This is a genomic window from Candidatus Mycolicibacterium alkanivorans, from assembly GCF_022760805.1.
In the GTDB taxonomy this organism is placed as follows: domain Bacteria; phylum Actinomycetota; class Actinomycetes; order Mycobacteriales; family Mycobacteriaceae; genus Mycobacterium; species Mycobacterium alkanivorans.
Map to the genome: position 1 here is coordinate 1,955,804 of NZ_JAIVFL010000001.1, position 23,541 is coordinate 1,979,344.

Consider the following 23,541-nt stretch of genomic DNA (forward strand, 5'->3'; position numbering starts at 1 on the left):
GTCTAAGCCGTCACCACCCACGCCGCCGAATCCGGTGGCAGCGAGGACCCGTCGATCGGCGCACTGGAGGCAATGACCGTGCCGGCCGGAAGCGCCCGCTCCGACGTGCCGGTGTTCAGCACGCACAACACCCCGCCGGAGAAGAACGCCAGCAACTCGGGTCCCAGCGACAGCCATTCGACGTCGTTCTCTGTGAAGTGAAAAGCGTTGCGCCGCAGATGCAGGATCGAACGGAAGAACGACAGCGTCGAGTCCGGGTCGGCCTTCTGGCGCGCGACGGTGAGCGTGTCCCATTGCGGAGGAATGGGCAACCACGTCTGCGGATTGGACGAAAAGCCGAACGGGGGAGCAGAACCCGACCACGGCATCGGTACCCGGCATGCGTCGCGGCCGCGCTCGGTGTGTCCGGAGCGTTCCCACATCGGGTCCTGCAGGACCTCGTCGGGCAGGTCGACATTGGGCAAGCCCAGTTCCTCGCCGTTGTAGACGAACACCGCACCGGGCAACGCCAGCATCACCATCGCCATGGCCCGGGCCCGGGCCAGCCCGCGGTGCCCGCCGCCGTAGCGGGTGACCTCGCGGTCCACATCGTGGTTGGACAGCGTCCATGTGGGGCTCGCGTCCTCGATCGAGGCGGCCGCCAGCGCGTTCTCGATCGCACCGTGGATGCTCACCGCGTCGAATTCTGCTCGTACCAAACGGAAGTTGAAGCCCATGTGCAGTTCGTCGGGCCGCAGATACTTGGCGAAGTCCTCGTTGTCGAACACCCAGATCTCGCCGATCGACACCGCGTGCGGGTAGTCGTCGAGCACCGAGCGGATGCCGCGGTGGATCTCGTGCACACCCTCGTGGTTGAACCTCGGATCGTCGTCTTGCGATCTGAGCATCTCGATGTCGGGATTGGTCATGTCCGGCAGGCCTGGCGGCTTGGACATGCCGTGGGCGACGTCGATGCGGAATCCGTCCACCCCGCGGTCGAGCCAGAACCGTAGCGTCTTCTCCAGGTCCTCGAACACCTCGGGGTTGTCCCAGTTGAGATCGGGCTGCTCGGCGTCGAACAGGTGCAGATACCACTGCCCGTCCGGCACCCGGGTCCAGGCCGGGCCGCCGAACACCGACACCCAGTTGTTGGGCGGTTGCTCGCCGGCAGGGCCTCGCCCGTCGCGGAAGATGTAGCGCTCGCGTTCGGCGCTGCCCGGTCCGGCGGCCAGCGCGGACTGGAACCAGGAGTGCTGGGAGCTGGTGTGGTTGGGCACCAGGTCCAGCGTGACGCGGATACTGCGCGCATGTGCCTCCTGGACCAACCGGTCGAGGGCGTCGAGTCCACCGAACAGCGGGTCGACATCGCGCGGGTCGGCCACGTCGTAGCCGTGATCGGCCATCGGCGAGACGGTGACCGGGTTCAGCCAGATCGCGTCCACGCCCAGACTGCTGAGGTGGTCGAGGTGTGCCACCACCCCGCCGAGGTCGCCGACACCGTCACCGTCGCTGTCGGCGAACGAGCGGGGATAGATCTGGTAGAAGATCGCGTTGGTCCACCACTTCGCTCCGGCGGTCACGCCTTCTCATTGTGCCGTCAGAAGGGCGAGTTCACCATCGACTGTGCGGCCATGTCGAGGTAGCCGAGCAGCGTGCGGCGGTGCGCATCGTCCAGCGTCTGGGAGTCGATCGAGGCGACCGCGGTGTGCATGCACCGCAACCAGGCGTCACGCTCGACGAAACCGATCTTGAACGGCACATGACGCATCCGCAGCCGGGGGTGTCCGCGCAGCTCCGAATAGGTGCGCGGGCCGCCCCAGTACTGCTCGAGGAACATCCGCAGCCGGTCCTCGGCGGCGTCGAGCTCGTCGTCGGGGTACAGCGGCCGCAGCACCTCGTCCTCGCGGACCAGCTCGTAGAAGCGGGACACGATCGCGCGGAACGTCTCCGCGCCACCGACCTCGTCATAGAACGTCTGCGGATCCTCGGCCACCCCACCATTGTGTACGTCGCGGTCGGCAACGACCAACGTCACCCGTTGTTCACGGATTTGACCTGCGAACACAGTCGAAATCGTCGTGCGTTCGCGGCCGATCCATGGTGAACTGGTTCGCGGAGGACGTATGTCGCAGCGCAAACGGAACCGCGGCCACCGCGCCGCGGCGGGCACGGCTGGAGCCCTATCGGGCTCCGGCCTGCACGCTGACCCTCACATACCCAGCCCGGCCGACGGATCAGTGTGGGGACGTCGCCGGGTGCTGTTGCTTAACTCCACCTACGAACCGTTGACAGCCCTGCCGATGCGGCGGGCCGTGATCATGCTGCTGTGCGGCAAGGCCGACGTGGTCCACGACGACCCTGGAGGGCCTGTGATCCACTCGGCCACCCGGGTGATCGTGGTGCCCTCGGTCATCCGGCTGCGCACTTACGTGCGGGTGCCCTACCGGGCACGCATCCCGATGACCCGGGCGGCGCTGATGCACCGCGACCGTTTCCGGTGCGCCTACTGCGGCGGCAAGGCCGACACCGTCGACCACGTGGTGCCCCGCAGCCGCGGCGGCGAGCACTCCTGGGAGAATTGTGTGGCCGCTTGCGCGCCGTGCAACCACCGCAAGGCCGACAAGCTGCTGACCGAGCTGGGCTGGACGCTGCGGCTGGTGCCCACGTCACCGAAGGGTCAGCATTGGCGACTGTTGTGCACGGTCAAGGAGCTCGACCCAGCCTGGGTGCGCTACCTCGACGAGGGCGCTGCCTGACGCTGCTACGGTTTGAACCGTGAACGCTGCAGTCATCCACGTGTTGTTCGTGGGGGTTTCGCTGGCGGTCGTGGCCGTCTTGGTCGCACTGATGCTCTCCCGCAAAGGAAACCATCCCGCTACCTACAAGCTTTCCGAGCCCTGGACGCACGAGCCGATCCTGTGGGCGGCCATCGACGAGGTGGTCCCCGGCGGCGGGCCCCACGGTCACGGCTCCGACGTCGTCAGCGTGGGAGGTGGCGCAAGTGGCAAGTGGTGAGCACACGAGCGCGCCGGCCACGCTCGACCCGGCCAAGCTTCCGGTGGGCTGGGTGGTCACGTCCAGCGGACGGCTCTCCGGAGTCACCGAACCCGGTGAGCTGTCGGTGCAGTACCCGTTCCCGACCAAGGACCTCGTCGCCATCGACGACGCCCTGAAGTACGCCAGCCGGCAGTCCAAGGCCCGCTTCGCCGTCTACATCGGTGATCTCGGCGCCGACACCGCAGGGCGTGCGAGGGAGATCCTGGCTGACGTTCCGACCCCGAACAACGCTGTGCTGCTGGCGGTTTCGCCCGACCAGCGCGCGATCGAGGTGGTCTACGGCGCCGACGTGCGGGGGCGTGGCGCCGAATCGGCCGCGCCGCTGGGGGTCTCGGCCGCCGCGGGGGCCTTCAAGGAAGGCAACCTGATCGACGGCCTGATCAGCGCGGTGCGGGTGCTGTCCGCGGGGATCTCGCGGCCGTAGTCCGTCGTCCTCGCGGAGCGTCAGCCGGCGTCGAACGCCCGCGCCTTCAGCGAGCGTTCGACGCCGGCGCGGCCTTCGAGTACCAGCCGCCGCAGCGCCGGCGGCATCTCGCCGCCGAGGAAGTGGTCGGCGGCCCGCAAAGCGTCCTCGCTGATGTCCCAGGTCGGGTACAGCCCGATCACAACGGTCTGGGCCACCTCGGACGACCTGCGTTCCCACACTCCGGGGATCGCCGCGAAGTAGCGCTCGGTGAACGGCGCGAGCAGTGCGGACTGCCCGGGCTGCACGAAGCCGCCGACGATCGATCGGGTGGTGGTGTTGGCCAGCGTGTCGTCCTCGATCACCTGCCGCCAGGCCTGCTCCTTGACCTCCGCCTGCGGGCGGGCCGCCGCTGCGGCGGCGGCATGGCGCCGTCCCGCCGCAGTCGGGTCGGTCTTCACCTCGTTGTCGATGAACGGGGTGGCAATCCCGTCGGCGTCTAGATCACCACTGGCGGCCAGCGCGGTGACGATCCGCCACCGCAGGTCGGTGTCGATCACCAGACCCGGCAGGTTCACTTCGGCCGGTTCGTTGTCCAGCAGCGTCGCCAGGACGGCGACGTGGCGCAGCGAGAGCACCGAGGTGCACAGCGCGTTGACGAACGCCAGCTGGTGATCCGAGCCCGGCGCCGACTCGCGCGCCAGGTCCAGCAGGCGATCGGCGAACGCGGGCCAGCCGCTGGCGCGGGCCCATTCGGGATCGGCGTAGGAGTTCAGCGCGGTCTGCGCCTGCAGCAACAACCGCTGGGCCACCCCGACCTCGGTCTCGGCCTGCACGCCGCTCATCACCAGCGCGACGAAGTCGCGGGCCGTCAGCTCGGCGTCGCGGGTCATCTCCCAGGCGGCCGACCACACCAGCGTGCGTGGCAGCGGCTCGGCGATGTCGGTGATGCGGCTCAGCGCGGTCTGCAGGGAGTCGTCGTCGAGGCGCAACGAGCAGTAGGTGAGGTCGTCGTCGTTGACCAGGATCAGTCTGCCGCGCGAAACACCTTGCAGCGCAGGAACGTCAGTGAGATCACCGGCGACGTCGAGTTCTTCGCGGTGCACCCGGACCAGCTTGCCCGTCGTCGGGTCGTCATCGTAGATACCGACCGCGAGCCGATGCACCCGGGTATCCTCGGCCCCGGGCTTGGCGCCGCCCTGGAAGATCGCAAACCGGGTGAACCGGCCGGCGTCGTCGACCTCGAAGTCGGCGCGCAGGGTGTTCAGCCCGGTGGTCTTCAGCCACTGCCGGCCCCAGTCGGACAGGTCGCGGCCCGACGCCTTCTCCAGCGCGCCCAGCAGGTCGTCGAACGTCGCGTTGTCGAAGGCGTGCGCGGCGAAGTAGTCGCGCAGGCCGGCGAGGAAGTGCTCCAGGCCGACGTAGGCCACCAGCTGCTTGAGCACGCTGGCGCCTTTGGCGTAGGTGATGCCGTCGAAGTTCACCTCGACGGCGTGCAAGTCGGGAATGTCGGCGGCCACCGGATGGGTCGACGGCAGCTGGTCCTGGCGATACGCCCACGACTTCTCCACGTTGGCGAAGGTGGTCCAGGCCTCGGTGTACTCGGTGGCCTCGGCCTGGCACAGCACTGAGGCGAACGTCGCGAACGACTCGTTGAGCCACAGGTCGTCCCACCACGTCATCGTCACCAGGTCGCCGAACCACATGTGCGCCATCTCGTGCAGCACGGTCTCGGCCCGGCGCTCGTAGCTGTAGCGGGTGACCTTCGACCGGAAGACGTAGTCCTCCAGGAAGGTCACCGCGCCGGCGTTCTCCATCGCCCCGGCGTTGAACTCCGGGACGAACAACTGGTCGTACTTGCCGAATGCATACGGCACCCCGAAGTTGCGGTGGTAGAAGCCGAAGCCCTGCTTGGTCTCGGTGAACAGCCGCTCGGCGTCCATGAACTCGGCCAGCGAGGACCGGCAGAACAGCCCGAGCGGAATCTCGCCGTGCTCGTCGGCGTAGACGTCGTCCCAGCGAGCGTACGGCCCGGCGATCAGCGCCACGAGATACGTGCTCATCCGCGGGGTGGTGGCGAAGGTGTGCACGCTGTTGTCGACCGACGTGGTCGCGCCGTTGGAGATCACCTGCCAGTGCGACGGAGCGGCGACTGTCACGTCGAACGTCGCCTTGAGGTCGGGCTGGTCGAAGCACGCGAACATCCGCTTGGCGTCGGCGGTTTCGAACTGCGAGTACAGGTAGACCTCGCCGTCGACGGGGTCGACGAAGCGGTGCAGGCCCTCGCCGGTGTTGGAGTACCGGCAGTCGGCGTCGACCACCAGGGTGTTGGTCTTGGCCAGCCCGCGCAGCGGGATGCCGGTGGACTCGTCGTACCCCGAGACGTCGATGGCGTGGCCGTTGAGCACGGCGCTGTGCACCACGTCGGCGGCCAGGTCGATGACGGTGTCCGCGCCGGGCAGCGCCTCGAATTCGACGGTCGTGGTGGACCGGAATGTCTTCTCACCAGTGGTGAGGTCCAGGGCGATGCGATAGTTGCCGACGGTGACCAGAGCGGCGCGCTCGATGGCCTCGTCACGGGTGAGGTTGGGAAGTGCCACGCGTCCAACCTAGCGGCAGCGGGAACAGTGTTCTATCGGCATGAGTTGTGATGAAGGTCTGCGTCAATCATTGGGAGGAGTCCCCATGGCCGAGAAGTCCGTCGCCGGTTTCTGGTTCGATCCGTTGTGCCCGTGGTGTTGGATCACCTCCCGCTGGATCCTCGAGGTCGAGAAGGTCCGCGATATCGACGTGAACTTCCGGGTGATGAGCCTGGCCGTCCTCAACGAGGGCCGTGACCTGCCCGAGGAGTACCGGGAGGCGCTGAAGCAGGCGTGGGGCCCGGTCCGGGTCGCCATCGCCGCCGAGCAGGCCCGCGGCCGCGAGATCCTCTCGCCGCTCTACACCGCGATGGGCACCCGCATCCACGACCAAGGCGTCCAGGACTTCGACATCGTCATCAAGGAGTCGCTGGCGGAGGTCGGCCTGCCCGCCGAGCTCGCCGAGGCCGCCGCCACCGACAAGTTCGACGACGCGTTGCGCAAGAGCCATCACGAGGGGATGGACGCTGTCGGCGACGACGTCGGGACGCCCACCATCCACGTCAATGGGGTGGCGTTCTTCGGCCCGGTGCTCTCGCGCATCCCGCGCGGTGAGGAGGCCGGCAAGCTGTGGGATGCCTCGGTGACTTTCGGGTCCTACCCGCACTTCTGGGAGCTGAAGCGGACGCGGACCGAAGCCCCGCAGTTCGACTGACTTTCACTCTCCGGTTGCGACGCTATCACCGTGAGCTGAGTTCCGTCAGTAAGGTATCGGCCATGCGTGTCTACCTCGGCGGCGACCATGCCGGCTACGAACTCAAGCAGGCCATCATCGAGCACCTGAAAGCCGGTGGTCACGAGCCGATCGACTGCGGCGCTTACGCCTATGACGCCGACGACGACTACCCGGCCTTCTGCATCGCCGCCGCACTGCGCACGGTGGCCGACCCGGGCAGCCTGGGCATCGTGCTCGGTGGTTCGGGCAATGGCGAGCAGATCGCTGCCAACAAGGTCCCCGGCGCCCGCTGCGCCCTGGCGTGGAGCACCGATACGGCCTCGCTGGCCCGCGAGCACAACAATGCCCAGCTGATCGGCATCGGCGGCCGCATGCACACAGAACAAGAGGCGCTGGCGATCGTCGACGCGTTCCTGGCCACCCCGTGGTCGAAAGCCGAACGCCACCAGCGGCGTATCGACGTCCTCGATGAGTACGAGCGCACCCACGTGCCGCCGCCGGTGCCCGGCGCCCCGGCCTGAGCCGTGCCGGAAGGCCATACCCTTCACCGGCTCGCCCGGCTGCATCAGCGCCGCTTCGCCGGCGCCCCGGCGGCCGTGTCGAGCCCGCAGGGCCGCTTCACCGACGCCGCGACGATCGACGGCCGGGTGTTCACCCGCGCCTCGGTCTGGGGCAAGCACCTGTTCCACCACTACGACGGCGGCCCGATCGTGCACGTGCACCTGGGTCTGTACGGCAGGTTCACCGAGTCGCCGGTGCCGATGCCGCCGCCCGTCGGCCAGGTGCGCATGCGGATTGTCGGCGCCGAATGCGGCACCGACCTGCGCGGCCCGACGGCCTGTGAGGTGGTCGATGAGGCGCAGGTGTCGGCCATCGTGGCCCGGCTCGGGCCCGACCCGCTGCGACGGGACGCCGACCCGGCGCTGCCGTGGGCGCGAATCCGCTGACCTTCGCCACCGCGCTGGTCCTGGGCGCGCCACGCTCGGGCGCCTGGACCTGCAGGAGGCAACCGTGACCGGGCGAATGGAGAGCCGGCTTTAGAAGTCGCCCCCGCCGAAATCCCAGCCGCCGCTGTCGCCCAGGCCGCCGTCTTGGCCGCCCGCGTCCAGACCCTGGTCATAACCCTGGTCGAAGCCTTGGTCGAAGCCCGAGCCGTAGCCCGTCTCGAACCCCGACGCGTCGTAGCCGACGCCGCCCATGCCGGAGAACAACGCGTCGAACAACAGCACCGAACCAACGCCCCAGGCGCCGGCGACCAGTGCCGTCTTCCACCACGGCTCGGAATACCAGCCGGCCGGCACCGGACGGCCCGCGACCCGGCCACCCGGGTAGTAGTTCGGCGTGCGCTGGCTGGGCACGGGGGAGGCCTCGATCTCGCGGCCCTCGAACTGAACCTTGCGGTCCTCGGTGACCGCACCCGCCGCCTTCTGCCCGGCCATCGTCTCCAGCTCCGGACCGGGATCCATGCCCATCGCAGTGCGCGCGGCGCGCACGTAGAACAGGCCCTCGATAGCGCTTTCCTTGGCCATCATGGCCTGCTTGGCGGTGGTGGCCTGCTCGATCTGCGACGAAGCCGCGGTGAACCGTTCGGAAGCATCGGCCAGCGCCTGATTGGAAGCGTCGTTGGTTCCGGACAGGTTGAGCACCTGGCCGCCGAGACGTTCGATCAGCCTCCGCGCGTCAGCCTTGGCGTCGGCGAGTGAGGCGGCCTTGCGATTGCCCGAGGCCCGCGACGAACTCACCACCGCCAGCACGATCGCAGCGAGCACGACCAGGATGAGCACCACCAGCACACCGTTCATGGCGTCCACAGTACCGATCCCTGTGAATGTGCCCTCGCGGAGGAGAATTAGCTCGTCAGAGCACGCCGAGAGCGCGGTAGACCGCGTCACTCAACGCGGCGCTGCGCGGGTCGGCATTGCACTTGGTGGCGTCGAAGTAATTCATCACGTAGGCGTAGCCGATGCGGTGCTCGAGGTCGACGAACCCGTAGGAGCCGCCCGATCCGCCGTGGCCGAAGCTGCGCAGGTTCGGTCCGGCGACCCCACGCTGGTTGAGCATGTAGCCCAGACCCCAGCCGTGATCGGCGACCCGGGCACCGAGCACCAGGTCGGCGTCGAAGCCGCCCTGCGAGATGCGCACCGATTCCAGATGCTCGCGGCTGAGCAGCTTCTCCTGCGCCAGCCCGTTGTAGAACGTGGCCAGGCCCAGTGCCGAGACGTGTCCGTTGGTGCCCGGGAATTGGCAGGTGCGCCACAGCGCGAGCTCGTTGGAGCCGAGTTCGTCGTCGGGGACGAAGCCCATCGCGACCGACAGCCCGGCCATCGGATGCTCGTCGAGGGAGGTCGGATCTCCCGGCGCCCGGCCGGTGGCCAGGACGTCGCGGATGTGCGGCTTGTTGACCATCTCCGCGCAGCGAGAGTGTTCGGCCTCCGGCAGGCCGATGTGCACGTCGATCCCCATGGGCTGGGCGATTTCGGTCCGCAGGTACTGGCCGATCGTGCGCCCGGTGACGCGGCGGACCACCTCACCGAGAATGAAGCCGAAGGTCACCATGTGGTAGCCCTGCGCGGTCCCCGGTGGCCACCACGGCTCGGCGGCGGCGAGGTCGGCGCACACCCGGTCCCAGTCGGTGGTGTCGCTCCAGTGCATGCGGGTGCGCGGGCCGATGACCCCGGAGCGGTGTCCCAGCACCGAGGCGACCGTGATGTCCTGCTTCCCGTTCTGGGCGAACTCCGGCCAGTACACGGCGACCGGGGCATACAGGTCGATCTCGCCGCGGTCGGCCAGCAGGTGCACGCACGTGCTCGTCAGGCCCTTGGTTCCGGAAAAAATACTGGCCAGGGTGTTCTGTCGCCACTGCCGTCGCCGGCGGGCGTCGGCGTAGCCGCCCCACAGGTTGACCACCAGATCCCCATCGACCCACACGGCCACCGCGGCGCCGACCTCGTCACCAGCGGTGAAGTTCTTCTCGAAGGCGTCGCGGACCGCGCCAAAACCCGCGGCACAGGCACCGCCGATGGGTATGTGGTCGCTCAACGGGCCTCCTGGCCGACGGTCCCGACCGGGGCTGCCCGCCGGGTGCTGAAGCTGAATCTACGGAGGTGACGGTACCCACGAAAGCTGAGAGGACGATTGGAGCGAAATCGAAACCGCGTCGTGATTAGCGCTGGCGCTCATCGATTTGTTCACCCGGAGTTTCCTGCCGATTCCGCGTTCACGCAGGTGCTTGCGTCACGATTCTGGGGTGGAGATTCCCGACACCGGTATCCCGCCGGCGCTGGCCACCCGGATGACGATCGCCGAGCAGTACGAGTGGCATCAGACGTATCTGCGCCGGCACCGGGGTTCCCGGCGCAACTTCCTGCGCGAATCCGCGGCTGCGGCGGCCGTCGCCGCGGTGGGAGCTGCCCCGTTCGGGCACCGGGCGTACGCCCAGGATGCACCGCTGGGGGTGGCCGGCCGGCGAGTTGGATACGGGTCGGACGCCTCGAGCCAGCTGCGGCTGGCCGCCCAGCTGTCGCGCAATCCGGGCCGAACCAAAGTCTTCGTCGACCACGGCCCGACACCGGGACTGGGTGCGACGGTCGAGGCGGAAGTCCGCAACCTGGTGACACAGATCCCCGACAGCGCCGGCGGAGTGCTGTCGGCCGAGCAGTTCTATGTCCACGCCCCGGTGGACAGCCTGCCCGGGCACACGCCGCACTTCTACCGCTGGCGCACCGACGACGGTTTCGTCAGCGACGTGCGGTCCGCGACCACCGCGATGCCCAGTGCGCGAAATACCGTGGGCTGGTTCCGGTTCACGATGATGGGCGACCAGGGCACCGACGAAACGCCGACGCTTCCGCCGGGCCGTCCGCCCGGAATCTACGACGACAACTACTACAAACCCGATAACGACCCGTCGGTCGCGCACACCGAGAACGTGCTCAACCAGATCATCGCCTCGCGCCCCGACTTCCACGTGCTGGCGGGCGACATCGCCTATGCTGACCCGTCCGGCGCTGGCAAACCCCCGCAATTCGTGCGAAAAGGTGATCCCCCCAAGGGGTTCGACAAGTTCAACCCCTACGTGTGGGACGTCTATCTGGGCTCCATCGAGGCCAGTGCGTCGACGACGCCGTGGATGTTCGCCACCGGCAACCACGATATGGAAGCCGCTTACCCGGTGCATGGCTACGGCGGGCACCTTGCGCGGCTGGACTTCCCGGGCAACGGTCCGGCGGGCTGCCCATCGGTCTATTCGTTCACCTACGGCAACGTCGCGGTGTTCTCGCTGGACGCCAACGACGTCAGCTATGAGATCACCACCAACACGGGTTACTCGCACGGGGCGCAAAACAGTTGGGTGGAAAGGACATTGGCCGCGCATCGGGCCAATCCCGACATCGACTTCATTGTCGCCTTCTTCCACCACTGCGCATACTCCACGGTCGCCGACCACGCCAGCGACGGGGGCGTGCGGGCGGCCTGGGAGCCGCTGTTCGACCGCTACCAGGTCGATTTGGTGCTCCAGGGTCACAACCACGCCTTCGAACGGACCGACCCCGTCCGGGATGGGGCGCCCACCCGGGCTGCCGAGGACAACGCGATCGTCTACCCGGAAACCGACGGCACGGTCTACTACACGGTGGGATCGGCCGGGCGGCCGCGGTACGACTTCCAGCCCGGGGAGCAGGAGAGCTACCGCGGTCACGAGGTGCCCGACACTTTCGTGCCCAACAGCTACGTCTGGACGGCCGACGGTCACAAGCAGGCCGAGGGTGTCGGCTGGTCGCGAGTGCGGTTCCGCAACTACGCGTTCATCCGCGTCGACGTGCGGCCCGGAAACCTGATGAGCGAGATGGACGTGACGGCCGTCGACGAGTACGGCCGGGAGTTCGACAAGCTGACCTACCGCCGTCCGGTCCGCAGCTGACGTCTTCGGCTCAGGTTCCTGCGAACCGCACGTCAGTGCACTATGGTTCGGTTCACCCATGTCTCGTACAGTGCTGGCCCTGCTATCGGTGGGCGTGCTCGCGCTTGCCGGATGCGGTGCGCGCCATCACCCGGATTCGGCCCCGGCACAAGCGATTACGGGACCGTTTGTTGTCCTGCTGGACGCCTCGACCAACCTCGGCGAATCCCACGCGCAGGCCGTGCAGCTCACCGCCGAACTCCGCGGCACTCAGCCTCCGGACCGGTTGCAGCGGTGGGCGTCGGCCAACGGTCTGTCGGTGCATTGGCAGCCGGGCGCCGGTTGGGCGGTGTTGCTGGGCCCGCCGGCCAGGGTCGCCGCCGCGCTGGGCGTGCCGGTGCGCGACTACCGCAGCCCGCTCGGCGAGCAATTCTATGCCTCACCGCAGCAGCCGGCGGTGCCTGCGGCACTGCGTGATTCGGTGTCGGGGCTGGGCCGGATCCTGAGCTACACCCCGTACCACTCGAGCAGCCCGTCGATTCGGCCACTTCCCAACGACGTGCCCGACCACAGCCTGCCGCCGGATGCGCTGCGCACCATCTACAACGTGCGGCCGTTGGCCGACGCCGGCTACACCGGCAAGCACACCACCATCGTGGTGTTCGCGTTCGACGGTTTCGACCAGGCCGACCTCGACATGTATGCCCAGACCTACGGACTGCCCAAATTCACCCCCGAGGTCGTCGGCGGGATGCCCGAGCAGCGCAACAACGAGGCCTCGATGGACCTGCAGGTGGCCCATGCGCTGGCGCCCGATGCGCGCAAGGTCCTGGTCAACGCCCGTCCGACGGTCGAGGGCGGGGGTACCTACGTCAAGATTGCCGAACTGATGCAGGACGTGGTCCGGCGCTTCCCTGGGGCGGTGTGGAGCCTGTCGATCGGGTGGGGCTGCGACCGGATGATCACCGCCGCCGATTTGGCTCCGGTCCGCGAAGCGGTGGCCGGCGCGGTGTCACGGGGCACCACGGTGTTCAACGCCAGCGGTGATCTTGCCGGTCTGGAATGCAAACGTGGCCACGACTGGTCGGCCCCGCCCGGCCCGTCAGACGTCGGCCTGGATGCGGTCGCCTCACTGCCGGAGGTGACGACCGTCGGGGGCACCTCCCTGTCGACCGACGAGCACTATCAGTGGCTCGCCGAACTCGGGTGGAGCGATGGGCCCCTGACCCAGGGCAGCAGCGGCGGGATCTCTGCCTTGTTCGAGCGTCCGCCGTGGCAGACCGCGGCGCATGACACCGGGTTGCGCCGTCTGACCCCCGATGTGTCGGCCGTCGCCGACACCGCCACCGGTGCCGTCATCGTCCTTCGTCAGCAGCTGGTCGTCGGCGGCGGCACATCGCAGGCGGCGCCGCTGTGGGCCGGCATCGCCGCGGTGATGAACCAGTTCCTCATCGACAGAGGGGGACGCTCGCTGGGGGGGCTCAACCCGACCCTGTACCATATCGCCGCCGGTGCCACCCGGCCTGCCTTTCACGACATCGTCCTGGGCACCAATGCGGTCGCCGTGGCCGGCCCGGGCTACGACATGGTGACCGGTCTGGGCACCCCCAACGTCGACAACCTGGCCCGCGATATCCTCGACGTCCAGCGGGGGGTGGCGTGACCACGCAAATTGAGACCATGCCATGCCGGCTGTGCGGGCACGACGTACCGGCAGGCAGGTTCTGTGGACGGTGTGGCGCACGGCTGGTGCACGAACGCGGCAGCGGCCCGGACTGGTTGCGGGTCAACGCTTTTGTCGCGGCGCCGGGCGAGAGCGTTCTGCAGCCGTCGTTGGTCAGCTCGATGTTTCCGCACTTGCCGCGCCGCTCGCACGGCACGTTCCGCGTCGGACTGGCGCTCGTGCTGGCGGTGTTGGTCGCGTTCTGCTTGCTGCACTGGTATGTGCCGATGGTGGCGGTGGCGACCTTCGCCCCGCTACTGCTGTTCGTGATCTACCTGACCGAGACCGGCGTCATCGCTGACCTGCCGTGGCGGGTCTGGGTGTTGACCGTGGTGCTCGGCATTGCGGTCGGGGTGGGGTGGGCGCTGCTGACCAGCACCGTCGTCGCCGAGTACTACAGCCTGGGACTCGGGACCGAGATGCCAACGGCCCGGCTGGTGCGGGACGCGCTGGTGATCCCGTTCGGGGGCCTGCTGGCGATGCAGCTGCCGACCATACTGGTTCGGCTGACTCGACCACCAGACCGAGAATCGTTGTACGGCTTTGCCATTGGTGTACTCGGAGCGACGGTGTTCGCGGTCACGGTGACGATGGTCCGGATGGTCCAGGAGATCGATGCCGGCATCACCATCAGCGATCAGCCCGTCACCGATCTGTTGATCGAGGCCGGCGTCCGAGGGCTCACCATGCCCCTGACCGCGGCGTCGGTCGGCGGCCTGATCGGGATCGTGCTGTGGTACTCGCGGCGGCCGGACAGTTCCCGTGTTCGTCAGCTGGCGGTCGGCGGGCTGGCGCTGGTGGTTGCGGCCGCGGCCTACGCCAACGTCGGGCTGGTCGAGGTGCTGCAGATCGCCTCGGACCTCCAGTTTTTGGTGCACGTGGTGCTCGCCCTGGCGGCGGTGGTGGCCCTGCGGGTGGGGATGCAGGTGGCGGTGCTGCACGAGCCGCAGGACCCGCTTCATGTCGAGTTGCCGATCTTGTGCCCGAGCTGTGGGCACGTCGTCCCCGATGTGGCGTTCTGCCCTGCATGCGGTGTCGCCGCGCACGCCGCGTCGCGGACGTCGCGAGCGGCGCGTCGACGCGACCGGCCGCAACCGGGCACCGAGTTGGTGGACCGATGAGTACGCCGTCGGTGACGCGCGAACTCGCTCCGGGCTATTCGGTGCTTTCGGGCTCGTATACGGCCCTGCCGCTGCCGTACACGTCCCTGCGGCGGCTGCTGCTGCTTCTGGCGGCAGGCCTGTCGGCGGTGGTCGGTGCGATGACCGCGGCGTCGGTACTGACCGCTACCCCGGCGGTTCGCTTCACCTGCCCGCCGGACTGTGGCCGCCCGCCCACCGGGGTCCCGGTTCAAGCCAACCCGCGCTTCACTGCCGCCGACGGCTCCTTCTCGGTCGCCTACCCGGGACCCGGGTCGGCCTATGCCATCACCACGGAGGACACCGGCGTCGACGCGAATTTCACCGGCGGCGACGGGGGCGCGATGGAGCTGTTCGCCGTTCCCGCCAATGGCCGGACGGCCGAGCAAGTCGTCGACGATCTCGTGCGCGAGAACTCGCCGGATGCGACGGTGGCCTACGTTCTGCCGAACGCGACGGTGGGCTACCAGCTCGGCTACGGCGCCGTCCTCGACGTCTACCCACAAGGCTCGACCGGCCTTGCCCGGCGCAACCGCATCGTCGTGATGGCCGCGGTGAAGAACGACCTGGCGCTCATCGGCGCCGCGATCGGCCCGTATCACCCGTTCCGGCCGGGTGACGGCCCCAGCTTGCCGTCGGGAGCGAACCTGCAACTCGCCGAGGATTTGGGCAAGTACATCAACAGCTTTCAGTGGAAGGGTGACCCACCGCGCTAGCCGTCACCCCCGCGCACTGTGGCCGGTTCCTCGTCCTGACCCCGACTTGCGTGCGGTGTTGGACCCGGACCCACACATTGTCCCGCGTGTCACCTTGACGACTGATCCGTACGCTGGTTCGGCGGCCTGCTGCGCCCGCTGTTCGGACCGGGCATCCCTGAGATCACCGCACCCGCTGCCGGTCATGACAACGGAGCAGGTAGGAGGGCTGCCGAACGCATGTTCGGCCCACTCGGTGGAGCGGGCGACGGGAATCGAACCCGCGTAGCTAGTTTGGAAGACTAGGGCTCTACCATTGAGCTACGCCCGCGTGCAGTGTGCGAGCCCAAATGTACCGGCGCCGACCAGATCAAATCCAATCGGACCTCCTCGACCCCGTGCCGTCGAGGTCGATTGCGGTTGACCGGGTGTTGGGCCGTAGGATCGCGACGCGAGAAGCACAGCACCGGGGTGTAGCGCAGCTTGGTAGCGCATCCGCTTTGGGAGCGGAAGGCCGCAGGTTCAAATCCTGTCACCCCGACACGCCCTGACAACCGCAGATCGTCCGAGAACACCGACCCGAGGAGTACCGCAGTGAAGAGCACCGTCGAGAAGTTGAGCCCGACCCGGGTTCGCATCAACGTGGAGGTGCCCTTCACGGAACTGCAGCCGGACTTCGACCGGGCATACAAAGAGCTGGCCAAGCAGGTGCGGCTGCCCGGGTTCCGGCCCGGGAAGGCCCCAGCGAAGCTTCTCGAGGCCCGGCTGGGCCGCGGGGCGGTGCTCGAGCAGGTGGTCAACGACGCGCTGCCCGGCCGCTACAGCGAGGCCGTCACCACCACCGAGGTGCGCCCGTTGGGTCAGCCGAACATCGAGATCACCAAGATCGAGGACGGCGAGGAGCTGGTGTTCACCGCCGAGGTCGACGTGCGGCCCGACATCGAGCTGCCCGACCTCAGTGAGCTGAAGATCTCCGTCGACCCGATCGAGGTCACCGACGAGGACGTCGACGCCGAGCTGCAGGCGCTGCGTGCCCGCTTCGGAACGCTGAAGGGTGTCGAGCGTCCGGCCGCCGAAGGCGATTTCGTCTCCATCGACCTGTCGGCCACCGTCGACGGACAGGACGTCCCGGAGGCCACCACCGAGGGCCTGTCCCACGAGGTCGGCTCCGGCCAGCTGATCGACGGCCTCGACGAGGCGATCGTCGGGCTCTCCGAGGGCGAGTCCAAGACGTTCACCACCAAGCTCGTCGCCGGTGAGCTCGCCGGTAAGAACGCCGAGGTGACCGTCACCGTCAAGTCCATCAAGGAACGCGAGCTGCCCGAGGCCGACGATGAATTCGCCCAGCTGGCAAGCGAATTCGACACCATCGAGGAGCTGAAGGCCAACCTCACCGAGCAGGTCGGCCGGGTCAAGCGCATCCACCAGGCCGAGAGGATCCGCGACAACGCCCTCGAGCTGCTGCTGGAGAAGGTCGACGTGCCGCTGCCCGAGGCGATCGTGCAGGCGCAGATCGACGAGACGGTGCACAACGCGGTCCACGGCCTCGAGCACGATGAGGCCAAATTCGCCGAGGCGCTCGAGGCGCAGGGCAGCTCGCGTGAGCAGTTCGACGCCGAGACCCGCGAGGCCGCGGAGAAGGCCGTCAAGACTCAGCTGCTGATGGACACCATCGCCGACGACCTCGACATCCAGGTCGGCCAGAACGACCTGACCGAGCGGCTCGTACTGATGTCGCGTCAGTTCGGCATCGAGCCGGCGCAGCTGCTGGGCATCCTGCAGCAGAACAACCAGTTGCCGGCGATGTTCGCCGACGTGCGCCGCGGTCTGACCGTGGCCGCGGTGGTCGAGGCGGCCACCGTCACCGACACCAACGGTGAAGTCGTCGACACCAGCGAGTTCTTCGGATCGCCGGCCGGCGCCGAGGACACCGAGGGCGGCGCGGACGAGGAAGCCGGCGAGGCCGAATAACGCCGAAAGCGAACGTGCGCTCTCCGGGGAGTGCGGTTGGCCGCTGGTTGGTTAGGGTCGGGTAGTACGCAGTCTTGAAGAAAGCAGGTATCAAGTCGTGACTCACATGCGTTCAGGCGCGCCAGGGCTGAACCTCACTGACTCGGTGTATGAGCGGTTGCTCGCCGAGCGCATCATCTTCCTCGGCTCTCAGGTCGACGACGAGATCGCCAACCGGCTGTGCGCGCAGATTCTGCTGCTGGCGGCGGAGGATCCGACCAAGGACATCTCGCTGTACATCAACTCGCCGGGCGGCTCGATCAGCGCCGGCATGGCTATCTACGACACGATGGTGCTCGCGCCGTGCGACGTGGCCACCTACGCTATGGGCATGGCCGCCTCGATGGGCGAGTTCCTGCTCGCGGCAGGCGCCAAGGGCAAGCGCTATGCGCTGCCGCACGCCCGCATCCTCATGCACCAGCCGCTGGGCGGTATCACCGGTGGCGCGGCCGACATCGCCATCCAGGCCGAGCAGTTTGCGCTCATCAAGAAGGAGATGTTCCGGCTCAACGCGGAGTTCACCGGCCAGCCGATCGAGCGCATCGAGGCCGACTCCGATCGTGACCGCTGGTTCACCGCGCAGCAAGCGCTCGAGTACGGCTTCGTCGACCACATCATCACCCGTGCCCACGTGAACGGACTGTCCAATGCCTGATTACACCGACCCCCGGCTGGCTCCACAGGGGCGCTACATCCTGCCGTCGTTCATCGAGCACTCCAGCTGGGGCGTCAAGGAGTCCAACCCCTACAACAAGTTGTTCGAGGAACGCATCATCTTCCTCGGTGTGCAGGTCGACGACGCCTCGGCCAACGACATCATGGCCCAGCTGCTGGTGCTGGAGTCGCTGGATCCCGACCGCGACATCACCATGTACATCAATTCACCGGGTGGCTCGTTCACCTCGTTGATGGCGATCTACGACACCATGCAGTACGTGCGCGCCGACATCCAGACCGTCTGCCTGGGGCAGGCCGCCTCGGCGGCCGCCGTGCTGCTGGCGGCGGGCTCGCCCGGTAAGCGGCTGGCGCTGCCCAACGCGCGCGTGCTGATTCACCAGCCGTCGCTCGGTGGCGTCATCCAGGGCCAGTTCTCCGACCTAGAGATCCAGGCCGCCGAGATCGAGCGGATGCGGACCCTCATGGAGCAGACCCTGGCCCGTCACACCGGCAAGGACCCCGCCGTCATCCGCAAGGACACCGATCGCGACAAGATCCTGACCGCCGCGGACGCCAAGGAGTACGGGATCATCGACACCGTGCTGGAGTACCGGAAGCTCTCGGCTCAGAACGCCTGAGTCGGGATCGCCGCCGTCGTAGCGGCGACACGCCGAAAGCACAGCGCCGCGTTCCGGGGCGACGGGAGCGGTGTCAGGGGATATGTTCACCACACGCACGAATACCGCTGACGCTATTCGCTTCTACCTGTCGCACCGTGGCCGAGCGAACGGGTAGCGTCGGGACATAGCCCACGCAGACTTGATGGCAAAGATCGAACACCGACGGCGAAGGAAGTAGGACCCCACCACCATGGCGCGCATCGGAGACGGCGGTGACCTGCTGAAGTGCTCGTTCTGCGGGAAGAGTCAGAAGCAGGTCAAAAAGCTGATCGCAGGCCCGGGTGTCTACATCTGCGACGAGTGCATCGACCTGTGCAACGAGATCATCGAAGAGGAGCTGGCCGACGCCGACGACGTCAAGCTCGATGAACTGCCCAAGCCGGCCGAGATCCGGGAGTTCCTGGAGAGCTATGTCATCGGGCAGGACACCGCCAAGCGCACCCTCGCCGTCGCCGTCTACAACCACTACAAGCGCATCCAGGCTGGCGAGAAACATCGTGATTCCCGTTCCGAGCCCGTCGAGCTGGCCAAGTCCAACATCCTGATGCTGGGCCCGACCGGATGCGGCAAGACCTACCTGGCACAGACCCTGGCCAAGATGCTCAACGTGCCGTTCGCCATCGCCGACGCCACCGCGCTCACCGAGGCCGGTTACGTCGGTGAGGACGTCGAGAACATTCTGCTCAAGCTGATCCAGGCCGCCGACTACGACGTCAAGCGCGCCGAGACCGGCATCATCTACATCGACGAGGTCGACAAGATCGCCCGCAAGAGCGAGAACCCGTCGATCACCCGTGACGTCTCCGGTGAGGGTGTGCAGCAGGCGCTGCTGAAGATCCTGGAAGGCACCCAGGCTTCGGTGCCGCCGCAGGGCGGCCGTAAGCACCCGCACCAGGAGTTCATCCAGATCGATACCACCAACGTGCTGTTCATCGTGGCGGGCGCGTTCGCGGGGCTGGAGAAGATCGTCTCCGACCGGGTCGGCAAGCGTGGGCTTGGCTTCGGTGCCGAGGTGAAGTCCAAGGCCGAGATCGACACGCAGGACCATTTCGCCGAGGTGATGCCCGAGGATCTGATCAAGTTCGGCCTGATCCCGGAGTTCATCGGGCGCCTGCCGGTGGTGGCGTCGGTGACCAACCTGGACAAGGAATCGCTGGTGCAGATCCTGTCCAAGCCGAAGAACGCGCTGGTCAAGCAGTACACCCGCTTGTTCGAGATGGACGGCGTCGAGCTGGAGTTCGACGAAGATGCCTTGGACGCCATCGCCGACCAGGCGATCCACCGGGGCACCGGCGCCCGCGGTCTGCGCGCGATCATGGAAGAAGTCCTGCTGCCGGTGATGTACGACATCCCCAGCCGCGACGACGTCGCCAAGGTCGTGGTGACCAAGGAGACCGTCCAGGACAACGTCCTGCCGACGATCGTGCCACGCAAGCCGTCGCGCCCCGAGCGTCGCGACAAGTCCGCCTAGCGCTTCCGCTGAGCCTGCGCGTTTCCCGTTCGACGATCACCTCGTCGAGCAGAAGCGCGATCTCCGCGACCCGTCCCGCTGAGCGAATGCGGTCTGTAGATTGCGTGCGCAGTTGCGGTGGTGGGGATTGTGGAGCACCACACTGATCGCGTGACGTAGCGCGCGCGGTGTCGGCGTGTGCGTCTAGTGCTGGATGCGGTCGGCCCTGCTGTAGATGTTCATCGATTCCCCGCGTAGGAACGCCACCAGGGTCAGACCCGACTGGGTGGCCAGGTCGACGGCCAGCGAGGACGGTGCCGACACCGCGGCAAGCACCGGGATACCGGCCATCACCGCCTTCTGGGTGAGCTCGAAGGACGCTCGGCCGCTGACCAGCAGGACAGTGCCGCTCAGCGGGACGTGGTGGGCTTCCAGCGCCCAGCCGATCACCTTGTCGACGGCGTTGTGCCGGCCGACATCCTCGCGCACGGCCAGCATCGTGCCGTCGACATCGAACAACGCCGCGCCGTGCAGTCCGCCTGTGCTGGCGAAAACCTTTTGCGCCGAGCGCAGTTGGGTGGGCATCGCGGTCAGCGTCGCGACAGTCACGGTCGATGGGTCGTCGCCGGGGGCGTGTCGGCTGGTCAACCGGACGGCGTCGATCGAGGCTTTGCCGCACACCCCGCATGACGAGGTGGTGTAGAAGTTGCGGGTGACGTCCACCTCCGGCATCGGCACACCGGGGCGCAGCGTCACATCGAGCACGTTGTAGCTGTTCATGCCGTCGGCATCGGATTCAGCACCGCGGCAGTAGCGGACGGTGAGCACGTCGTCGCGGTGGGTGATGACCCCTTCGGTCAACAGAAAGCCCTGTACCAGTTCGACATCGGAACCGGGGGTGCGCATTGTGACACTCAGCGGCGAGGAATTGACGCGAATCTCCAGCGGCTCCTCGACGACCAAGGTCTCCGAGCGCTCGGTGGCGTTCCCGTCGATGACGCGGCTGACCCGCCACCGCGAGGTTACCCGCCCCACGTTGTGCCGCTTCCCAGGTCGCCGGGATCCTGCCCGCCGGGTTCCAGCCGGATCACGACCGCCTTCGAGACCGGCGTATTCGACCTGGCGGCAACGTGATCCAGCGGCACCAGGGGATTGGTCTCCGGGTAGTAGGCGGCGGCGTTGCCAACCGGGGTGGAGTAGGGCACGACGAGGAAATCCTTGGCGCGGCGCTCCTGCAATTCGCCCTGACGGTCGGTGAACTCCGAGATCAAGTCGACTCGGTCGCCCGCAGCCAGCCCGAGTGCCTCGATGTCGGCAGGATTGACGAAGACCACGCGGCGACCACCCTTGACCCCGCGGTAACGGTCATCGAGGCCGTAGATGGTGGTGTTGTACTGGTCGTGGCTGCGCAATGTCTGCAGCACCAGCCGGCCAGGCGGTACCGCTACCCAGTGCAGCGGGTTGACTGCGAAGTTCGCCTTGCCGGTGGTGGTGGGAAATTCACGGGAATCCCTTGGCGGGTGCGGCAATTGGAAGCCGTCGGGTTGGCGCACTCGGGTGTTGTAGTCGGCGCAGCCCGGCACGACGGCGGCGATCGCGTCGCGGATGGTGTCGTAGTCGGCGGCGAAGGTCTCCCACGGCACGGGGTGGTCGGCTCCGAGCACCGTGCGGGCCAGCTGGCAGATGATGGCGACCTCGCTGCGGACCTCGTCGCTCGGCGGGGTCAGGCTGCCCCGCGACAGGTGCACCATCGACATCGAATCCTCGACGGAGACAACCTGTTTGTGGCCGTTCACGAGGTCGCGGTCGGTGCGGCCCAGGGTGGGCAGGATGAGCGCCGTGCGGCCGTGCACCAGGTGGCTGCGGTTGAGCTTGGTGGAGACCTGCACGGTCAGCGCGCAGGTGCTCAGCGCCGACTCCGTCACGGCGGTATCCGGGGTGGCCGAGGCGAAATTGCCGCCCATGGCCAGGAACACCGATGCCCGCCCGTCGCGCATCGCCCGGATGGCGGCGACCGTGTCGTAGCCGTGCTTGCGGGGACTGATGATGCCGAACCGGTTGTCCAGTGCAGTCAGGAAAGTCTCGGGGACTTTCTCCCAGATCCCCATCGTGCGGTCACCCTGGACGTTGGAATGCCCCCGCACCGGGCACACTCCGGCGCCGGGCTTGCCGATCATGCCGCGCAACAACAGCAGGTTGGTCATCTCGGCGATCGTGGCGACGGCGTGGGTGTGCTGGGTGATGCCCATCGCCCAGCAGACGATCGTGCGCTGCGAGGCCGCGAGCATGCCCGCGACCCGATCCAACTGCGGCCGGGAGATACCCGTCGCCTCGGTGACGGTGTCCAAGTTGACCGTGCGGGCGTCGGCGAGGTACCCGCCGAATCCGTGGCAGTGCTGAGCGATGAACTCCCGGTCGATCACACTGCCCGGGGCGCGGTCGTCGGCCTCCACCAGCAGCCGGCCCAGCCCCTTGAACAACGCCAGGTCGCCGCCGATGCGGATCTGCACGAACTCGTCGGCAATCGGCACCCCGTGGCCGATCACGCCGTTCACCTTCTGCGGATCCTTGAACCGGATCAGGCCGGCCTCGGGCAGTGGGTTGATGGCGATGATCTTCGCCCCGTTGGCTTTCGCCTTCTCCAGCACCGAGAGCATCCGCGGATGGTTGGTGCCCGGATTCTGCCCGGCGATGACGATGACGTCGGCGTGCTCGACGTCGTCGACCGTCACCGAGCCCTTGCCGATGCCGATGGAATCGATCAGCGCCGTGCCCGACGACTCGTGGCACATGTTGGAACAGTCCGGCAGATTGTTGGTGCCGAAGCTGCGCACCAGTAGTTGGTAGAGAAATGCGGCCTCGTTGCTGGTGCGCCCCGAGGTGTAGAACACCGCCTCGTGCGGGGAACCGAGGTCACGCAGGTGCTCGGCGATCAGCCGGTAGGCCTCGTCCCAGCCGATCGGCCGGTAGTGCTGCTCGCCGGGCCGCAGGACCATCGGGTGGGTGAGCCGGCCCTGCTGGGACAACCAGTACTCGGGCTTGGCGGCCAGTTCGGCCACCGAATGGCGAGCGAAGAACTCCGGGGTGACCCGTCGCTTGGTGGCCTCCTCGGCCACCGCCTTGGCGCCGTTTTCGCAGAACTCAGCGAGTTTGCGGCCGCCGTGCTCTTCGGGCCAGGCGCAACCCGGGCAGTCGAATCCATGCCGCTGATTGAGCCGTGCCAGGGTGGCCAGTGTGCGGACCGGACCCATTTCGGCCAGCCCGCGCTGCATGCTGACCATCACGGCCTTCACCCCGGCGGCCTCGTGTTTGGCGTCGCTGACGTGTACCACGTGCTCGTCGTAGTCGGCGGGGATGTCGCGGCCGATGCTCATGCCCTCAAATCTAGGCTGCGGAGCTGACCGTCCGCATTCACCTGCCCGATTTGGCAGTCGCCTTGCCGCTGGCCGGGTGTGCGTCGCGCTTGCCCGACGCTCGCACCGGGCACGGCCGTGCCGCCTGCCGAACTCTTCTCTGCGACGGCTGGCGCCGAA

At 67.6% G+C, this 23,541-nt stretch carries 20 protein-coding genes, 2 tRNA genes and 1 pseudogene; 15 read left to right on the forward strand and 8 right to left on the reverse strand.

What is annotated here, in order from left to right; all coding sequences use genetic code 11:
• Positions 1-2 precede the first annotated feature (2 nt).
• Together K9U37_RS09790 and K9U37_RS09795 are read right to left on the reverse strand one after the other, a co-directional pair.
• Positions 3-1,559: a glycoside hydrolase family 13 protein gene (locus tag K9U37_RS09790; protein ID WP_243071524.1), complete on the reverse strand. Its 1,557-nt coding sequence runs from the start codon at positions 1,557-1,559 to the stop codon at positions 3-5.
• 17 nt (positions 1,560-1,576) lie between these two features.
• Complete coding sequence (locus tag K9U37_RS09795; protein ID WP_243073303.1) at positions 1,577-1,972, reverse strand: globin; 396 nt, start codon at positions 1,970-1,972, stop codon at positions 1,577-1,579.
• A gap of 130 nt (positions 1,973-2,102) precedes the next feature.
• Between K9U37_RS09795 and K9U37_RS09800 the strand changes: the two genes are divergently transcribed.
• Genes K9U37_RS09800 through K9U37_RS09810 form a run of 3 tightly spaced genes read left to right on the forward strand, consistent with a single transcriptional unit; the run spans position 2,103 to position 3,460 of the window.
• Entirely contained in the window at positions 2,103-2,735 is a 633-nt protein-coding gene (locus tag K9U37_RS09800; protein WP_243071525.1) for an HNH endonuclease, read from the forward strand.
• 19 nt (positions 2,736-2,754) lie between these two features.
• Complete coding sequence (ctaJ, locus tag K9U37_RS09805; protein ID WP_443627147.1) at positions 2,755-2,994, forward strand: aa3-type cytochrome oxidase subunit CtaJ; 240 nt, start codon at positions 2,755-2,757, stop codon at positions 2,992-2,994.
• Positions 2,981-3,460: a DUF5130 domain-containing protein gene (locus tag K9U37_RS09810; RefSeq protein WP_243071526.1), complete on the forward strand. Its 480-nt coding sequence runs from the start codon at positions 2,981-2,983 to the stop codon at positions 3,458-3,460. Before ctaJ ends, K9U37_RS09810 begins: the two co-directional genes overlap by 14 nt.
• A gap of 20 nt (positions 3,461-3,480) precedes the next feature.
• Here K9U37_RS09810 and pepN read toward each other — a convergent pair whose 3' ends face one another.
• Positions 3,481-6,039, reverse strand: coding sequence for an aminopeptidase N (gene pepN / locus K9U37_RS09815; RefSeq protein ID WP_243071527.1), 2,559 nt, complete (start codon positions 6,037-6,039; stop codon positions 3,481-3,483).
• An 85-nt stretch (positions 6,040-6,124) separates the two neighbouring features.
• Between pepN and K9U37_RS09820 the strand changes: the two genes are divergently transcribed.
• The 3 genes and pseudogenes from K9U37_RS09820 to K9U37_RS09830 all read left to right on the forward strand — a co-directional run.
• Positions 6,125-6,733, forward strand: coding sequence for a DsbA family protein (locus tag K9U37_RS09820; RefSeq protein ID WP_243071528.1), 609 nt, complete (start codon positions 6,125-6,127; stop codon positions 6,731-6,733).
• 62 nt (positions 6,734-6,795) lie between these two features.
• Positions 6,796-7,275 carry a ribose-5-phosphate isomerase gene (locus tag K9U37_RS09825; protein WP_243071529.1) on the forward strand — a complete coding sequence of 160 codons (480 nt, stop codon included), beginning with the start codon at positions 6,796-6,798 and terminating at the stop codon, positions 7,273-7,275.
• Positions 7,276-7,278: 3 nt separating this feature from the next.
• Positions 7,279-7,695: pseudogene (locus tag K9U37_RS09830) on the forward strand (DNA-formamidopyrimidine glycosylase family protein); the annotation flags it as partial.
• Between the two features lie 96 nt (positions 7,696-7,791).
• Here K9U37_RS09830 and K9U37_RS09835 read toward each other — a convergent pair.
• Positions 7,792-8,556: a DUF1542 domain-containing protein gene (locus K9U37_RS09835; RefSeq protein WP_243071530.1), complete on the reverse strand. Its 765-nt coding sequence runs from the start codon at positions 8,554-8,556 to the stop codon at positions 7,792-7,794.
• A 55-nt stretch (positions 8,557-8,611) separates the two neighbouring features.
• On the reverse strand, positions 8,612-9,793 hold the full coding sequence (locus K9U37_RS09840; protein ID WP_243071531.1) for a serine hydrolase domain-containing protein: 1,182 nt from the start codon (positions 9,791-9,793) through the stop codon (positions 8,612-8,614).
• Between the two features lie 253 nt (positions 9,794-10,046).
• Between K9U37_RS09840 and K9U37_RS09845 the strand changes: the two genes are divergently transcribed.
• The 4 genes from K9U37_RS09845 to K9U37_RS09860 are packed head-to-tail and all read left to right on the forward strand — an operon-like array spanning position 10,047 to position 15,232.
• The gene (locus K9U37_RS09845; RefSeq protein WP_243073305.1) at positions 10,047-11,675 is read left to right on the forward strand and encodes a metallophosphoesterase; all 1,629 of its coding nucleotides are present in this window, start codon (positions 10,047-10,049) and stop codon (positions 11,673-11,675) included.
• Between the two features lie 58 nt (positions 11,676-11,733).
• Complete coding sequence (locus K9U37_RS09850; RefSeq protein ID WP_243071532.1) at positions 11,734-13,317, forward strand: S53 family peptidase; 1,584 nt, start codon at positions 11,734-11,736, stop codon at positions 13,315-13,317.
• Positions 13,314-14,498, forward strand: coding sequence for a zinc ribbon domain-containing protein (locus K9U37_RS09855; RefSeq protein ID WP_243071533.1), 1,185 nt, complete (start codon positions 13,314-13,316; stop codon positions 14,496-14,498). The genes K9U37_RS09850 and K9U37_RS09855 overlap by 4 nt, the downstream gene beginning before the upstream one ends.
• A complete protein-coding gene (locus K9U37_RS09860) occupies positions 14,495-15,232 on the forward strand; it encodes a hypothetical protein (protein ID WP_243071534.1) in 738 nt (245 codons plus the stop codon). The genes K9U37_RS09855 and K9U37_RS09860 overlap by 4 nt, the downstream gene beginning before the upstream one ends.
• Before the next feature lie 236 nt (positions 15,233-15,468).
• On the opposite strand, the gene K9U37_RS09865 is transcribed toward K9U37_RS09860, so the two are convergent.
• Positions 15,469-15,542: transfer RNA gene (locus K9U37_RS09865), tRNA-Gly, on the reverse strand.
• Positions 15,543-15,678: 136 nt separating this feature from the next.
• Between K9U37_RS09865 and K9U37_RS09870 the strand changes: the two genes are divergently transcribed.
• From K9U37_RS09870 to clpX, 5 genes are all read left to right on the forward strand, one after another.
• Positions 15,679-15,752 (forward strand) — tRNA-Pro (locus K9U37_RS09870).
• A gap of 53 nt (positions 15,753-15,805) precedes the next feature.
• On the forward strand, positions 15,806-17,182 hold the full coding sequence (tig, locus tag K9U37_RS09875; RefSeq protein ID WP_243071535.1) for a trigger factor: 1,377 nt from the start codon (positions 15,806-15,808) through the stop codon (positions 17,180-17,182).
• 106 nt (positions 17,183-17,288) lie between these two features.
• A complete protein-coding gene (locus tag K9U37_RS09880) occupies positions 17,289-17,876 on the forward strand; it encodes an ATP-dependent Clp protease proteolytic subunit (RefSeq protein WP_243071536.1) in 588 nt (195 codons plus the stop codon).
• A complete protein-coding gene (locus K9U37_RS09885; protein WP_243071537.1) occupies positions 17,869-18,516 on the forward strand; it encodes an ATP-dependent Clp protease proteolytic subunit in 648 nt (215 codons plus the stop codon). The genes K9U37_RS09880 and K9U37_RS09885 overlap by 8 nt, the downstream gene beginning before the upstream one ends.
• A gap of 232 nt (positions 18,517-18,748) precedes the next feature.
• Positions 18,749-20,029 carry an ATP-dependent Clp protease ATP-binding subunit ClpX gene (gene clpX / locus K9U37_RS09890; protein ID WP_243071538.1) on the forward strand — a complete coding sequence of 427 codons (1,281 nt, stop codon included), beginning with the start codon at positions 18,749-18,751 and terminating at the stop codon, positions 20,027-20,029.
• Between the two features lie 183 nt (positions 20,030-20,212).
• Here the strand turns inward: clpX and fdhD are convergent, their stop codons facing one another.
• Positions 20,213-21,043, reverse strand: coding sequence for a formate dehydrogenase accessory sulfurtransferase FdhD (fdhD, locus tag K9U37_RS09895; protein ID WP_243071539.1), 831 nt, complete (start codon positions 21,041-21,043; stop codon positions 20,213-20,215).
• Complete coding sequence (locus K9U37_RS09900; RefSeq protein WP_243071540.1) at positions 21,031-23,382, reverse strand: FdhF/YdeP family oxidoreductase; 2,352 nt, start codon at positions 23,380-23,382, stop codon at positions 21,031-21,033. The genes fdhD and K9U37_RS09900 overlap by 13 nt, the downstream gene beginning before the upstream one ends.
• Positions 23,383-23,541: the final 159 nt, after the last annotated feature.

Bases quoted from the DNA above. Each gene is read 5' to 3' on its own strand.
- clpX (WP_243071538.1), top strand. From the start codon at position 18,749: ATGGCGCGCATCGGAGACGGCGGTGACCTGCTGAAGTGCTCGTTCTGC.
- K9U37_RS09880 (WP_243071536.1), top strand. From the start codon at position 17,289: ATGCGTTCAGGCGCGCCAGGGCTGAACCTCACTGACTCGGTGTATGAG.
- K9U37_RS09800 (WP_243071525.1), top strand. From the start codon at position 2,103: ATGTCGCAGCGCAAACGGAACCGCGGCCACCGCGCCGCGGCGGGCACG.
- K9U37_RS09845 (WP_243073305.1), top strand. From the start codon at position 10,047: ATGACGATCGCCGAGCAGTACGAGTGGCATCAGACGTATCTGCGCCGG.
- K9U37_RS09850 (WP_243071532.1), top strand. From the start codon at position 11,734: ATGTCTCGTACAGTGCTGGCCCTGCTATCGGTGGGCGTGCTCGCGCTT.
- K9U37_RS09825 (WP_243071529.1), top strand. From the start codon at position 6,796: ATGCGTGTCTACCTCGGCGGCGACCATGCCGGCTACGAACTCAAGCAG.
- K9U37_RS09900 (WP_243071540.1), bottom strand. From the start codon at position 23,382: ATGAGCATCGGCCGCGACATCCCCGCCGACTACGACGAGCACGTGGTA.
- K9U37_RS09820 (WP_243071528.1), top strand. From the start codon at position 6,125: ATGGCCGAGAAGTCCGTCGCCGGTTTCTGGTTCGATCCGTTGTGCCCG.
- K9U37_RS09860 (WP_243071534.1), top strand. From the start codon at position 14,495: ATGAGTACGCCGTCGGTGACGCGCGAACTCGCTCCGGGCTATTCGGTG.
- K9U37_RS09885 (WP_243071537.1), top strand. From the start codon at position 17,869: ATGCCTGATTACACCGACCCCCGGCTGGCTCCACAGGGGCGCTACATC.
- K9U37_RS09835 (WP_243071530.1), bottom strand. From the start codon at position 8,556: ATGAACGGTGTGCTGGTGGTGCTCATCCTGGTCGTGCTCGCTGCGATC.